We start from the raw sequence: 14,689 nt of genomic DNA, 5'->3' as shown, positions 1-14,689 counted from the left end.
CGGAGCGAGTTCGCCCGCGGGGCCGCATGACCGGACGGCGCAGGGAATTCGGTAGGGCCGCGCGCGGCCCGACGAACGCCGTGCCAGCGCGCCACAGCCCGCCCGCGTGCGGCTTTGCCTGCGAGGCCGACGCGTGCGGCGAGCCGCTCGTCAACATCAGTTCGGGAAACTACCTGCCCCACAAGCCGCAAGAAGCTGCATAATTATCCGTAATTACAGGAAATTACGAGAGCAGACCCCCATGCGCATCGTCGCCAACTCCCTCCACGACGAAGTCGCCGCGCAACTGCGCGAGCGCATCTTCGCGGGTGAGTGGCCGCCCGGGACGTTCCTGGACGAAGTGCGGCTGGCGGAGGAGATGCGCATCTCCCGCACGCCGCTGCGCGAAGCCCTGAAGGTGCTCACGGTCGAGGGCCTGGTGCGGCACGAGCCGCGCCGCGGCTGCTTCGTCAACGAGGTGACCGAGCAGGACCTGGACGAGATCTTCCCCGTGATCGCGCTGTTGGAAGGCCGCTGCGCCTACGAGGCCGCGCAGAACGCAACGGACGCCGACCTGGCGACGCTGGAGGCCATGCACGACAAGCTCAGCCGCCACGCCAAGGGCAAGCGCATCAATGAGTACTACGAAGTGAACTTCGCCATCCACGAAGCCATCATCGCGCTGGCCGGCAACCGCTGGCTCGCCACGGTCATCGGCGACCTGCGCAAGATCGTCAAGCTGGCGCGCCTGCAACAGCTGCATGCGCCGGGGCGCCTCGAGCAAAGCCTCACGGAGCACCTGGCGGTGTTCGCGGCACTGAAGGCGCGTGACCCGGAAGGCGCGGAAGCCGCGATGAAAACCCACCTGACCCGGCAGCGCGTGGCACTGCGCGAATTGGCCCGCGGCCAGCGATCGAGGATCGCCTCATGAGCGCGACGGAGTGGTTCAGCCGCAGCGTCGCCCTGATGCGGCCCGCCGCCGTCGCCGAGACGGTGGTGGCCGCCCCGACCGGCGAGCGGCCGCTCCGTGCACGGCTCGATGCCACCCTGCGCCGCGGCGAGGAGGCCCTGTCGCCGCGCGAGCTGCGCCGTCTGCTGGAAGACCTGCAAGGCATCATCGATCCCCGCGTGAGCGAGGTCGAAGGCGGCCGGCGCGCCAAGTTGATGGAGGCCTGGTACGCGGGCGCCACTCCCGCGCAGCGGCGCGACCTTTGGCTGCTGATGAGCGAGCAGTTCACCGCTGACCCGGAGAAGGTCAAGAAGGCGCAGGCGCAGTACGCCGCCGCCGTCGGCACGCCCGACGAAGCCGCCGCCGAAGTGATCTACCGGCGCGCCACCGTGTCGCCCCGCCGCCGGGTGCTGCAGCGCTTCAGTGCGGATGCGGACGGCATCCGCTTCCTGGTCGACTTGCGCGCCGAGCTGCAGCCGCACCTGAAGGGCGACCGGCGGCTGCGCGCGCTGGACGTCGAGATGGAGTACATGTTCTCCACGTGGTTCGACGTCGGCTTTCTCGAACTGCGCCGCATCAGCTGGGATTCGCCGGCGTCGTTGATCGAGAAGCTGATCAAGTACGAGGCCGTGCACGACATCCGCAGCTGGGCCGACGTGAAGAACCGGCTCGACTCCGACCGCCGCTGCTATGGCTTCTTCCATCCGCGGCTGCCGGACGAGCCGCTGATCTTCGTCGAGGTGGCGTTGACGGACGAGATCGCGGGCAGCATCCCGCCGCTGCTCGACGAAACGGCCGCGCCGTCCGACCTGGGCAAGGCCACCACCGCCATCTTCTATTCCATCAGCAACACGCAGGACGGCCTGCGCGGCGTGAGCTTCGGCGACTCGCTGATCAAACGCGTGGTGGAGGAGCTCAAGGCCGAGTTCCCGAAGCTCAAGACCTTCGCGACCCTGTCACCGATCCCGGGTTTCCGCGCCTGGCTGCAGAAGACGGCGCCGGCCGAGGTGCTGGCGGGGCTGGAGGATCCGCTGGCGCTTGACCCCAGGTCGCCCAAGCGCGCCGAGCTGCTCGCCTGGGCGGCGCGCTACCTCGGCCGCGAACAGCAGGACGGGAAGCCACTTGACCCGGTGGCGCGCTTCCACCTCGGCAATGGAGCGCGCGTCGAGCGCCTGAACTGGGGCGGCGATCCTTCGGCCAAGGGTTTGAAGCAGTCTTTTGGTCTCATGGTGAACTACCTGTACGACCCGAAGCGCCTCGACAAGCATCGCGCCATGCTCGCGCAGGGACAAATCCCGATTTCGGGGGCCATCGAAGACCTCTATCGTTAGCCCGTTTTCCGCAAGACGCAGTACCAGAACAGGAGACAAGACAATGGATTCGAACAGCCTTACCCGGCGCGGCGTTTTGCGCGTGGCCGCACTGGCGGGAACCGGTATCACCGGTCTCGCCCCCTGGCTCGCGAACGCGCAGGCCCGCTGGCCCGCCAAGCCCGTCAACATGGTGGTGCCGTTCGCGGCGGGCGGCGGCACCGATGCCTTCGGGCGTCCGCTGTCCGCGCAGTTTGCCAAGCAGACGGGGCAGAACCTCGTCATCGAGAACCGCGGTGGCGCCGGCGGAACGCTCGGGGCCAGTCTTGCCGCCAAAGCCGCGCCAGACGGCTACAACATCTTCATGGGCGCGGTCCACCACACCATCGCCCCTTCGATGTACCGCAAGCTGGACTACGACCTCGAGAAGGATTTCGTGCCGCTGGTGCTGGCTGCCTCGGTTCCGCAAGTGATCGTGGTCAACCCGAAGAACATCACCTCGCCCGACTTCAAGTCGTTCCTGGAACTGATGCGCAAGAGCCCGGGCCGCTACAACTACGGCTCGGCCGGCGCAGGCACCTCGCACCACATGGCCGGCGAACTCTTCAAGCAGCAGACCAAGACCTTCATCACGCACATTCCCTACACCGGCGCCGGCCCGGCGTTGCGCGACCTCGTCGGCGGCCAGGTGGACATGATGTTCGACGGGCTGGGGTCCAGCGCCGCCCACATCAAGGGCGGCCGCATCAAGGCCCTGATGGTGTCGGGCAAGACGCGCAACCCTTCGCTGCCGGACGTGCCCTGCGCGGCCGAGGTCGGCCTTCCGGATTACACCGTCACGACCTGGTACGGGCTGTGGGCGCCGAAGGGCACGGCGGCCGACGTGCAGGCGCGCATCATCGAGGAGATGCGCAAGGCCATCGCTTCCGACGAACTCAAGGCAGTCTGGGCCAGCCAGGGTGCCGAGTTCCCCAATCTGAGCCAGCAGCAGTTCGGCAGCTTCATCAACGCCGAGATCAAGCGCTGGGCCCAGGTCGTCAAGACTTCCGGGATCACGCCCGACTGAAAGCGCCACGACGTTTTGATGAAAGAGAACCGCAACCTGTTCGCGGCCCTGCGGGCCGCCTTTCCCTCGAACCTGGATGCCGTCGCGGTGGAAACCGACGACGGCCTGGCCTACAGCTGGCGCGACCTCGACCGGGCCAGTGCCATGCTGGCCAACCTTCTGCTGTCGCTGAAGCTGCCGGACGGCGCGCGCGTTGCTGTGCAGGTCGAGAAGTCGGTCGAGGCCATGCTGCTGTACCTGGCGACGCTGCGCGCAGGCTACGTCTTCCTCCCCTTGAACACGGCCTACCAGAAGGCCGAGATCGAATACTTCGTCGGCAATGCGGAACCGTCGGTGGTGGTCTGCACGCCCAGGAACTTCGGCTGGGTCAGCAAGATCGCCTTCCAGGCCGGCACGCGCCACGTCTTCACGCTCGGCGAGGATCGCACGGGTTCGCTGCTGGAGCGCGCCGTGCACCACAGCGACCAGCACGAGACCGCACGCAAGGCGGACGACGATCTCGCCGCCATCCTGTACACCAGCGGCACCACCGGTCGCAGCAAAGGGGCCATGCTCACGCACGGCAACCTGCTGTCCAACGCCGAGGTGCTCAAGGACTACTGGGGATGGGAGAAAGGCGATGTGCTCGTGCACGCCCTGCCCATCTTCCACGTGCATGGGCTGTTCGTCGCGCTGCATGGCGCCCTGTTGAACGGCAGCAAGATGCTGTGGTTCGGCAGGTTCGATCCCAAGGCGGTGATCGCGAAGCTGCCCGAGGCGACTGTCTTCATGGGCGTGCCCACGCTCTACACGCGCATGCTCGCCGAATCCGCGCTGGATCGCAACGCCGCGCGCAACATGCGCCTTTTCATCTCAGGTTCGGCGCCGCTGCTGGTGGAAACCTTCAACGAGTGGAAGGAACGCACGGGGCATACCATCCTCGAGCGCTACGGCATGAGCGAAACCATCATGCTCACTTCCAACCCGTACCTGCCGAGTGACGGCGAGCGCCGAGGCGGCACCGTCGGCTTCCCGCTGCCCGGCGTGGGCGTGCGCGTGACGGGCGACGACGGCACCGAACTGCCGCGCGGCGAAATCGGCGCCATCCAGGTGCGCGGCCCCAACGTCTTCGCCGGTTACTGGCGCATGCCGGAGAAGACGAAGGAAGAGTTCACGGCGGATGGCTGGTTCAAGACCGGCGACGTCGGCAAGATCGACGAGCGCGGCTACGTCGTCATCGTCGGGCGCAGCAAGGACCTCATCATCAGCGGCGGCTACAACGTCTATCCGGCCGAGATCGAGGGCTACCTCAACGAAGCGGATGGCGTGGCCGAAAGCGCCGTGGTGGGCGTGCCCCATCCGGACTTCGGTGAGGTCGGCGTCGCGGTCGTCATTCCCAAGCCTGGTGCGCGGATCGACGGCGAGCGCCTCATCGCGGCGCTCAAGGCGCAGCTGGCCAACTTCAAGATCCCGAAACGGTGCTTCGTGGTGGACGAGCTGCCGCGCAACACCATGGGCAAGGTGCAGAAGAACCTGCTGCGTGAGCAGCACAAAGCGCTCTTCGTCTAACGCGTCCTACACCACCGGCGGGGGTGCTCCGCTAGCTTGGACGGCTTATGAAGATCGCCCAGGTTGCCCCGCTCATCGAGAGCGTTCCACCGCGCGCCTACGGCGGCACGGAACGCGTCGTCCACTACCTCACCGAAGCCCTGGTGGCCATGGGCCACGAGGTCACGCTGTTCGCCAGCGGCGATTCCAGCACCTCGGCTCGGCTGGTGCCCGTCGTGGACAGGGCGCTGCGACTGCACCCGGCCAAGCCCGACCCGGTCATCTGGCACACCTTGCTGGTGGACCGCGTGCGCGAGACGTGCAACGAGTTCGACGTGATCCATTTCCACGTCGACACCGTCCACCTGCCGGTGGCGGTCCATTGCCGCACGCCGAGCCTGACCACTTTGCACGGCCGGCTGGACCTGCCGGACCTGACCCCGCTGTTCAAGCGTTTCGCGCGGCATCCCCTGGTGTCCATCTCGGACAGCCAGCGCCGGCCCCTGGCCTGGGCGAACTGGCTGGCGACCATCCCGCATGGCCTACCGCCCGATCTTTACCACTTCCATCCCGAGGCCCAGGACTACTTCGCGTTCGTCGGCCGCGTCTCACCCGAAAAGGGCTGCGACCGCGCCATCGAGATCGCCATCGCCTGCAACACGCCACTGCGCATCGCGGCCAAGGTGGACGTGCATGACAGGCCGTACTTCGAAGAGAAGATCGAGCCGCTGCTGGACCATCCGCTCGTCACCTTCGTCGGCGAGATCGGCGACGCCGACAAGGACGATTTCATCGGCAACGCCAAGGCGTTCCTGATGCCGATCGACTGGCCCGAGCCGTTCGGCCTCGTCATGATCGAGTCGCTTGCCTGCGGCACGCCGGTGGTGGCGTACGGGCACGGCTCGGTGCCCGAGATCATCGAAGACGGCGTCACGGGCTTCGTCGTGCACGACCAGGCCCAGGCGATCGCCGCCGCGCGCGACGTCGCGCGGCTCGACCGCCGTGCCTGCCGTGACGCCTTCGAGCGCCGCTTCACCGCGCCCGTGATGGCGCGCCACTACGTCGAGCGCTACCGTGCGCTCGTGCAAGAGCAAGACGCGCGCGTCGCCGCGTGAACTTTCCGGCGGCCCGGCCGTCGCACCCGTCATGGCCAAGAAGAAAATCCAGATCGACGACAAGTGGTACGTGCTCGCGACCTTCGCTCATCCGGAAGAGCAGCCCCAGGTCCTGAAGAACGACGAGACCTTCGCGATGTTCGACCGCTTCGGCGATGTCGCCGCTCTGGCGCCGGGGCAGGAGGGGCTGTACCACAACGACACGCGCTACCTGTCGCACCAGGAGCTGACGATCAACGGCGCGCGGCCGCTGTACCTGGGCTCGTCGGTGGAGGAGGCCAACAGCCTGCTCGTCATCGACCTGATGAACCCCGACCTGACGGTGGACAACAAGGTCGTGCTGCCCAAGGGCACGCTGCATCTCTACCGCGCCAAGCTGCTGTGGAAGGGCGCCTGCTACGAGCACCTGCGCCTCAGCCACCACGGCGAGGAGAGCGCGACGGTGCGCCTGGAGATGACGTTCGACGGTGACTTCATCGACCTGTTCGAAGTGCGCGGCATGCAGCGCAAGCAACGCGGCGAACGGTCGCCGCCTGAAGTGGCGGCCACCGAGGTGGTGCTGCCGTACCAGGGGCGTGACGGCCGTGCGCGCCGCACCCGCGTGCGTTTCGAGCCGGCGCCGCGCAGCATCGACGCCGGCCGCGCCAGCTGGGACCTGCGGCTGGACCCGGGCGAGGAGCATCACTTGTATTGCACGGTGGTCTGCGAGTGCGAGGGTGAGCCGGTTCCGGCCGTGCTGCCCTACCACTCGGCCCTGCACGAGAACAACCGGGTGCGCCTGCAAGGGCAGGGCACGCGCTGCGCCATCGAAACCTCGAACCCGCTCGTCAACCTCTGGCTGGACCGGTCGGTGTCGGACCTGGCGATGCTGACCACCGAGCTGCCGAGCGGGCCGTACCCGTTCGCGGGCGTGCCCTGGTACTCGACGACCTTCGGCCGCGACGGCATCCTGACGGCACTGGAATACCTGTGGGTCGATCCCAACCTGGCGCGCGGGGTCCTGTGCTTCCTGGCCGCGACCCAGGCGACGGAGAGCGACGCCGAACGCGATGCGGAGCCGGGCAAGATCCTGCACGAGGCGCGCGCGAGCGAGATGGCGCACACGCGCGAAATCCCGTTCGGCCGCTACTACGGCACGGTGGACGCCACGCCGCTGTTCCTGGTTCTGGCAGCTGCCTACTGGCAGCGCACGGCCGACGAGGGCCTGATCCGCAGCTTGTGGCCGCACTTGCTGGCGGCGCTGCGCTGGATCGACGAGTCCGGCGACGTCGATGGTGATGGCTTCGTCGAGTACGCGCGGCGCAGCGCCGAGGGCCTGGTCCAGCAGGGCTGGAAGGATTCCAACGATTCCGTGTTCCATCGCGACGGCCAGATGGCGGACGCCCCGATCGCGCTGTGCGAGGTGCAGGGCTACGTGTACCAGGGCAAGCGCATGGTGGCGGAGATGGCCCGGCACCTGGGGGAGACCGCACTGGCCGACCGGCTCGCCGCGCAGGCGGAAGAACTGCGCCGCCGCTTCCAGTCCGCCTTCTGGTGCGACGACCTTGCCACGTATGCGCTGGCGCTCGACGGCCAGAAGAAGCCTTGCCAGGTGCTGTCATCCAACACCGGCCACTGCCTGTGGAGCGGGATCGCGGCCCCGGAGCACGCGCAGCGGGTGATCGACGGCCTGATGGGCGCCGATTTCTTCAGCGGCTGGGGCATCCGCACCATCGCGGCGGGCCAGCCGCGCTACAACCCGATGTCGTACCACAACGGCTCGGTCTGGCCGCACGACAACGCGCTCGCGGCCGCCGGCATGGCGGGCTATGGGCGCACCGAGGATGCGGTGCGCCTGTTTTCGAGCCTGTTCGACGCGAGCCTGCATTTCGACCTGCACCGCCTGCCCGAACTCTTCTGCGGCTTTCCGCGCCGCGCCGGTGCCGGGCCCACGCTCTATCCAGTCGCCTGTTCGCCGCAGGCCTGGGCCGCGGCGGCGCCGTTCGCCATCCTGCAGGCCTGCCTGGGGCTGGAGGTGCGCGCGGACACGGGCGAGATGGTGCTGAAGACGCCGCGTCTGCCGCCCTTCATCGACTGGCTGCGCATCACGCGCCTGGGCGCTCCGGGACCGAGTTGCGACCTGCTGCTGCAGCGCTACGAACGCAACGTCGGCGTCGAGGTCCTGCGCAAGGATCCGGCCCTGCGCGTCAGCATTCAGGCCTGAGCGGCGCCGGGGTCGGGGGGGGGGGACGGTCCGAAGGGTCGCGCAGGATCTTGACCAGGCCCACCGGCTCGCCCGCCGTGTTGCGCATGGCCATCATGGCGCCGCTGCCGAAGAAACGGCTGCCATCCTTGCGCATGTGCGTGCGTTCATCGGATGCGCGGCCTTCGCGCAAAGCGGTGGCGGCTTCGCGTTCCGGTGCCCCATCGGCCCGGTCTTCGGGCGTGAAGATGATGTCGGCCGAGCGGCCCATCACCTCGGATTCCGAGAAGCCCAGCAAGCGTTCGGCGCCGCTGTTCCAGCTGGTGACGCGCCGCTCGAGATCGGTGGAGAAAATGGCGTACTCGCGTGCGCTTTCGACCAGCAGGCGCAACCGTTCTTCGCTGGCGCGCAAGGCATCCGCCGCGGCCCGCGCGCTGCTGATGTCGCGCGCCAGCGCGGTGCCCGCCAGCATCTTGCCGTCGTCGTCGCGGATCGGCGACAGCGTGATCGCCACGTGGATCCGCGTGCCGTCCTTGCGTTTGCGCACGGTCTCGTGGTTGTCCACGCCGTTGCCATGAACGACGTTGGCGACCAGGCGGTCCTGTTCGGCGCCGCCATCGGGCGCCAGCATGGTCAATGGCTGGCCGATGGCTTCTTCAGCCGTGTAGCCGAAGATCCGCTCGGCGCCGCCGTTCCAGCTGAGGATGGTGTGGTCCGGGGCAAAGCTGATGACCGCATCGGAGGTGGCGCGCACCACCGAGGAGAGCCAGCGCTGCACCTCCTCGGCCTTCTTGCGTTCGGTGATGTCGATGAAGGTGAAGACAACGCCGCCGATCCTGTCCTCGATCGTGCGGTACGGCAGGAGGCGGGCGAGGTACCAGCGGTCGCCGCGCTGGCTGACCTCGCGCTCGATGGGCACCAGCCGCGCGAGCACGGAGCGGGCGTCGTCGCCCAGCTCGGGGTAGTCCAGCTGTGACGCCATGTCCGTCAGCGGCCGGCCGGCGTCGCTGGGGATCAGGTTGAAGAGCGCCCCGGCGGACGGCGTGTAGCGCGTGATCCGCAGGTCGCGGTTCAGGAAGATGGTCGCGATGGCCGTCGCGTCCATCAGGTTCTGCATGTCGCTGTTGGAATGCACCAGCTCCTCGACCTTGTTCTTGAGCTCCTGGTTGACCGTGGTGAGCTCCTCGTTGATCGACTGCAGTTCTTCGCGGCTGGTTTCGAGTTCCTCCGTGGCGGCCCGCAACTCCTCGTTCATGGCCTGCAGCTCTTCGTTGCTGGCCTTGATTTCCTCGGTCGAGGCCTCGTATTGCTCCACGGTTTCGCGCAGGTGCGACTTCAGGCGCTCGATCTCGCGATCGAGGTGCCGCGCCAGCGGGTCCGTTTCCGCACGGGCGGCGGCATCGGCCACTTGGCCGGCGTCCGGGATGCGCGGGTCGAAGGTGACAAGGAAGAGCGGATCGCCTTCCTGTTCCAGGCACAGGACCCGGACGTCCACCAGGGTGGTGGACCCACCGAGGGGAAAGGGCAGCGCCTGCAGTTCGGCGGTGCCGCGAGTCTGGCCCGCCTGGTACAGCGCGGCGCGCAACTCGATGCGCAATTCCGCGGGCATGGCACGCAGCAGGTCGCGGCTGGGTTCGCCGCCGGAGAATTGCAGGAAGCGGCCCGCGCGGGGCGAGAGGTGCAGGATCTTGTAGTCGGCGTCGAGCAGCACCGAAGGCGGCGCCAGGTGTTCGACCAGACGCAGGTGAAGTTCGGCAAGGTTGAGGCGGCCGCCGGGCGCCCCCGGCGTGGCGGCGGAGGGTTCGGTCGACGACAGGAGGCCGGCCTGGCTGCTGACGATCGGGCCGTCGCGCGCGGCCTGTTGCGCTCTCTCGGCCAGCGCCAATGTGGCCGGCGCGCTGCGCAGCGGCACACTGGTCCGGCCCACCGGCCGCTGCTCGTAGATGCGATGCTTCTTGTCCAGCACCTGGAAGAGCAGGCTGGTCTCGTCGATGGATTCGGACGAGCCCAGCATCAATTTTCCGTGGGGGACCAGCCCGAAGTGCACGGTCTCCATCACGCGGGTCTGGGCCTCGCGAGTCAGGTAGATCAGCAGGTTGCGGCAGCTCACCATGTCCAGCCGCGAGAAGGGTGAATCCTTCAGCACGTCATGCACCGCGAACAGCACCATCTCGCGCAATTCGCGCCGCACGCGATAGCCGCGGTGTTCCTTGATGAAATGGCGGCGCAGGCGTTCCGGGGACACGTCGGCCGTGATCGCGAGCGGATACACGCCGTCGCGTGCGGTGCGGATGGCGCCGTCGTCCAGGTCGGTCGCGAACACCTGGATCAGTGGCGGCGAGTCCAGCGTGCGCGCGTGCTCGCTCAGGAGCATCGCCAGCGAATAGGCTTCCTCCCCCGTTGCGCAGGCCACCGTCCACACGCGGACCACGTCGCCCGCTTTCTTGCCGGCGAACAAGGCAGGCAGGTGGGCCTCGAGGGCCTCGAAGCACTCGGCATCGCGGAAAAAGTTGGTGACGCTGATCAGCAGGTCCTGCAGCAAGGCATTGCACTCGCCGGACCGGGTGCGCAGGCACGTCAGGTAGCTGCCCAGGTTGTCGACCCCGTTGACCTGCATGCGCCGGCCCAGGCGGCGCAGCACGGTCGCGCGCTTGTAGTTGCTGAAATCGCGGCCGGTCCGCGTGCGCAGGAAGCTGAGGACGTCACGCAACTGCGCTTCATCCTGCTCGTGGCGGCTTTGCGCCGGTGCCGGTGACTCCTCCGGTGGCAGGTTGATCGATTGTTCCAGCCGGAAATAGGACAGCAGCCGCGCCGGCATGTCGCGCACCGGCAGCACCCAGTCGACCATGCCGGTGTCGACCGAACTGCGGGGCATGCTGCCGTGCAGCGCTTCCTCCGGATCCTGCGCCACGGTCAGGCCGCCGCGCTCCTTGATGCGCTTGATGCCGATGGCGCCGTCCCCATCCATGCCGGACAGCACCACGGCCGCCGAATGGGGGGCATGGCTGTCGGCCAGGGTGCGGAAGAACACGTCGACGGTGACGTGGCGGGCCCGTTCCTCGCCGATCGCGGAGAGCTTCAGGTGTCCGTTCGCCGACTGGATCAGTTTGCCGGGCGGAATGACGTAGACGGTGCCCGGCTCCACGCTGATCTGTTCATTCGCCTGCACGACGCGCATTGGCGTGCAGCGCTGCAGGAGTTCCGTGAGCGAACTGTCGTGGTCCGGCGAAAGATGGATGACGACGACGAAGGCCAGCCCCGAGCCGGCCGGCATGACGCGGAAGAATTCCTGCAGCGCCTCGATGCTGCCGGCGGAACCGCCCAGCCCGACCACCGGAATCTTGTTGTAGCCGTGGCTGGGGACGATGTTGTCGATCTCTTCGGCGAGATCCTGCTCGGCGCCGTCGGGGCGCAGGTGCTCTGTCATTCGAATCCTTGCGGGGCGCAGGCAATTATGCTTGCTCGGCGTTCATTTCCCCGCGGGCCATCGCCGCAAGTTGTTCGATCTGCATGCGCAGCCGGTCAGCCTGCGCTTCGCCGGCGCTGGCCTGGGCGGGGTCGCCGGTTTCGCGCGCGACGGCGGCCACGCGGCGCAGCAGCATTTCACGCTCGCGCAAGGCGCGCACCGTGCTCCAGAGGGAGTTCTCCGCGGTTTCCTTCTGGCCGTGCCGCAGGCTGCTGGCGGTGTAGGCATGGCCCACGTGGCAGCGGTAGCGCAGCGGCTGCTTATCGTTCATTTCCCAGAGGGAGCCGTCGCAGTCGGGGCAGGTGAGCGACGACGGACGGGCAATGGCCGCGAGGTGTTCGATCGAGATGTCGCCGCGTTCGATCGCTACTTCGTGCACGAGCGTTCCGTCACCGGCCGCCGCGGTGACGGTCCGGCTGGCGGCACCGACCAGGCGCCGCAACAATGGCGCGATCTCGTCCAGTTGCACGCAATGGTCCACCGAAACGTGCGCCAACGCGCTGGCCGGCATGTCGGGTTCCACGGCCGTGGTGGGGTCCTGCACGATGGCGGTGCCGCCTTGCTCCTTGATCGCTTTCAGCCCGGCGGTGCCGTCATCGAGTTGGCCGGTGAGGACGACGCCGATGGCCCGGGCTCCCCAGTCCAGCGCGACCGTGCGGAAGAGAGGGTCGATCGCCGGCCGCGCGAAATTCTGCTTGGGGCCACGGGTCAGGTGCATGACGTCGCCCCGCAAGAGCAGGTGGTGATCGGGCGGCGCCACATGGAAGCGGCCGGGCGCCAGCCTGTCCCCGTCCGCCGCATGGACGGCGGGGAGGGGGCCGCGCCGTTGCAGAAGTTCCGGCAGCACGCTGCTGTGGCCGCCGATGTGCTGCACCACGCAAATGGGGGCGGGAAAGTCGCCGGGCAGGGCGGCGGCGATCTCCAGGAGGGCGGAAACCCCGCCGGCGGAAGCGCCGATCGCCACGAGCGCGTTCTGGTCTTGCATGACTCTCATTCTGGTGAATTGCGGCGCCGCGCGCCGTCCGGCGGAAAGTTTTTTTCGCCGGTTGCAGAGCATGCGCGGCCGTGCGTAAACTGGCATGCATGTCGTCGACCCAGCACGAAGCGTTCCCCGCGATCGCGGTCCAGTTCTCGGCCGCGCTGGCCGCCTATGAAGGCGACGTGAGGCGCATCGTCAGTCCCCAGATCGACCCGGAGCTCTACCACCAGATCGGCCTGCGCATGGATGAAATGCGCATGTACGCGTCGTCGCTCCCGACCGTCTCGGTGCTCTGGGTCGACGTGATGATCCGCCACTTCGAACTGATGCACGGCATGTGGCAGCAATCGCGCGAGGGCCCACGCGTTGACGTGGCGGTGCTGCTGGCGGCCCAGGTCGAGGCCGTCGCCGCCCTGCGGGAACGCTGCAGTTACCTGGCGACCGGTCGCGCCGCGGGCCCGTCTAGAGCGTCTCTGCAGTAGGCACCGTCCTACCAGCAGACGCGGGCCACGCCTGCGAACTCGTTCCCCTTACAAATCCAACATCCCGTTTGAGTTTGATACATGCAGTTGATTCCAACTGTGTGATGTCAGGCGTGACGGGCCTTGCAGCAGGATTGCTCACGGCCGAGTTGTAACTACTGCCGGGCATCTCCGGCGTAGGGAGCCGGATTTGGACCATCGCATCGTCGGGATTGTTTGCGGGACCCGCCCTGAAATCATCAAGCTCGCGCCCGTGTATCACGCGCTCCGGCACGAGCCGGGCGTGTGCGTCCTGTGGGTGCACACCGGGCAGCACGGCGACATGGCCGAGGGCATGCTGCGCTGCTTCGGCATCGAGCCGGACGTCCGGCTGACGCGCAAGGGGGCCTCCCTGGAAGCCTTCAGCCTGGAATGCCGGGCCCAGCTGGATGCGCTGATGAGCGAGCGCCGGTGGGATCTCTGCATCGTGCAGGGCGATACCGAAAGTGCCTTTCTCGGGGCCCTCTCGGCCTTCTACCGCCGGGTGGCCGTGGCGCACGTCGAGGCGGGCCTGCGCACCTACAACCTGGAGCGGCCGTTCCCGGAGGAGGGCCTGCGCCAGATGATCAGCCGCCTCGCCTGCATGCACTTCGCGCCGACCGAGCGGGCGCGCTCGGCGCTGTTGCGGGAAGGCATTGAGCCCGAGAAGATCCTGCTGACCGGCAACACCGTCGTCGATGCCCAGCAATGGGTCAGCGAGCGCCACGGCATCCGCCCGGAAGGCGACCCGCGCCGTGGCCACATCCTGGTCACGTCGCACCGGCGCGAACACTGGGGCCGCGAGATGGAAGACATCTTCCATGCGATCGCCGACATCGCGCGTGCCCATCCGGAGCAGCGCGTCCTGTTTCCCGTGCACCTCAATCCGGTCGTGCAGGGCCCGGCCCACAGCATCCTGCAGGGCGTCACCAACGTGAAGCTGGTGGCGCCCCTCGACTACCTGGAGATGCAGCAGGCGCTGGCCGGCGCATCGCTGCTGCTCACGGATTCCGGCGGGTTGCAGGAAGAAGCGCCGACCTTTGGTGTGCCCACGCTCGTGCTGCGCCGCGAAACCGAACGGCCCGAGGCCGTGGAAGCGGGCTGCGCGCGGATCGTCGGGCCCGATCGCGAGGCGATTGTCGCGGCCGTCGAACGCCTGCTCGCGCATGACGACGAGGCCGCCGCCATGCGGCACGTCGCGAACCCCTTTGGCGACGGCACTGCCGCTCGCCGCATCACGCAGGCCGTGCTCGCACGCCTGGCACCCGTCGTTGAAGAGGCCGCTGTCGCGGCATGAACCTGGAGCTGTTGTCCATGAAAACCCTGCTCATGCCCATCGCGCTCGCGGCCGCGGCCGCGTGCGCTTCGGTGCCCGCCGTCGCCCAGACGGTGGCCCCCCCGCCGCTGCCGATCGGCGCGCAACAGGCCCGGCCCGACCCCGGCCTGCACCTGGAGGAGCGCAAGCGCCACGTGCGCGCGCACCACCACAAGATGCACCACAAGAAGGACTACACGCGCGACGACGAGGACCACGACGACAAGGACAAGAAGGACAAGTCGGGCAAGGACGACAAGAAGGACAAGAACGACCGCTCCGGCGGCAAGAAATAAGGCGA

General features: G+C 67.9%; 12 protein-coding genes. 10 read left to right on the top strand and 2 right to left on the bottom strand.

The features are described 5' to 3' along the window. The 7 genes from FN976_RS29155 to FN976_RS09585 all read left to right on the top strand — a co-directional run. A partial coding sequence (locus FN976_RS29155; protein WP_222432790.1) for a hypothetical protein occupies positions 1-203 on the top strand: 203 nt, incomplete at its 5' end. 38 nt (positions 204-241) lie between these two features. Continuing rightward, positions 242-910 (top strand): GntR family transcriptional regulator, encoded by a 669-nt coding sequence (locus tag FN976_RS09610; protein WP_145892803.1) that lies wholly within the window; start codon positions 242-244, stop codon positions 908-910. Next, a complete protein-coding gene (locus tag FN976_RS09605; RefSeq protein ID WP_145892802.1) occupies positions 907-2,259 on the top strand; it encodes a malonyl-CoA decarboxylase domain-containing protein in 1,353 nt (450 codons plus the stop codon). Before FN976_RS09610 ends, FN976_RS09605 begins: the two co-directional genes overlap by 4 nt. A gap of 43 nt (positions 2,260-2,302) precedes the next feature. Then, positions 2,303-3,304 carry a Bug family tripartite tricarboxylate transporter substrate binding protein gene (locus FN976_RS09600; protein ID WP_145892801.1) on the top strand — a complete coding sequence of 334 codons (1,002 nt, stop codon included), beginning with the start codon at positions 2,303-2,305 and terminating at the stop codon, positions 3,302-3,304. A gap of 18 nt (positions 3,305-3,322) precedes the next feature. Next, entirely contained in the window at positions 3,323-4,852 is a 1,530-nt protein-coding gene (locus FN976_RS09595) for a malonate--CoA ligase (protein ID WP_145892800.1), read from the top strand. A 47-nt stretch (positions 4,853-4,899) separates the two neighbouring features. Then, complete coding sequence (locus tag FN976_RS09590; protein WP_145892799.1) at positions 4,900-5,946, top strand: glycosyltransferase family 4 protein; 1,047 nt, start codon at positions 4,900-4,902, stop codon at positions 5,944-5,946. A 31-nt stretch (positions 5,947-5,977) separates the two neighbouring features. After that, complete coding sequence (locus FN976_RS09585; protein ID WP_145892798.1) at positions 5,978-8,149, top strand: amylo-alpha-1,6-glucosidase; 2,172 nt, start codon at positions 5,978-5,980, stop codon at positions 8,147-8,149. Here FN976_RS09585 and FN976_RS09580 read toward each other — a convergent pair. Next, entirely contained in the window at positions 8,133-11,555 is a 3,423-nt protein-coding gene (locus tag FN976_RS09580; RefSeq protein WP_145892797.1) for a CheR family methyltransferase, read from the bottom strand. The two genes, FN976_RS09585 and FN976_RS09580, sit on opposite strands and share 17 nt — an antisense overlap. 25 nt (positions 11,556-11,580) lie before the next feature. After that, positions 11,581-12,579 (bottom strand): chemotaxis protein CheB, encoded by a 999-nt coding sequence (locus FN976_RS09575; protein WP_186510803.1) that lies wholly within the window; start codon positions 12,577-12,579, stop codon positions 11,581-11,583. An 80-nt stretch (positions 12,580-12,659) separates the two neighbouring features. Between FN976_RS09575 and FN976_RS09570 the strand changes: the two genes are divergently transcribed. From FN976_RS09570 to FN976_RS09560, 3 genes are all read left to right on the top strand, one after another. Next, entirely contained in the window at positions 12,660-13,055 is a 396-nt protein-coding gene (locus FN976_RS09570) for a hypothetical protein (RefSeq protein WP_222432789.1), read from the top strand. Positions 13,056-13,245: 190 nt separating this feature from the next. Then, complete coding sequence (wecB, locus tag FN976_RS09565; RefSeq protein WP_255440270.1) at positions 13,246-14,370, top strand: non-hydrolyzing UDP-N-acetylglucosamine 2-epimerase; 1,125 nt, start codon at positions 13,246-13,248, stop codon at positions 14,368-14,370. Between the two features lie 17 nt (positions 14,371-14,387). Then, the gene (locus FN976_RS09560) at positions 14,388-14,684 is read left to right on the top strand and encodes a hypothetical protein (RefSeq protein WP_145892793.1); all 297 of its coding nucleotides are present in this window, start codon (positions 14,388-14,390) and stop codon (positions 14,682-14,684) included. Positions 14,685-14,689: the final 5 nt, after the last annotated feature.

The organism is Caenimonas sedimenti (genome assembly GCF_007833165.1).
GTDB lineage: Bacteria > Pseudomonadota > Gammaproteobacteria > Burkholderiales > Burkholderiaceae_C > Ramlibacter > Ramlibacter sedimenti.
Note: the sequence above shows the minus strand (reverse complement) of the source record. Positions and strands in the feature narration are given on the sequence as shown.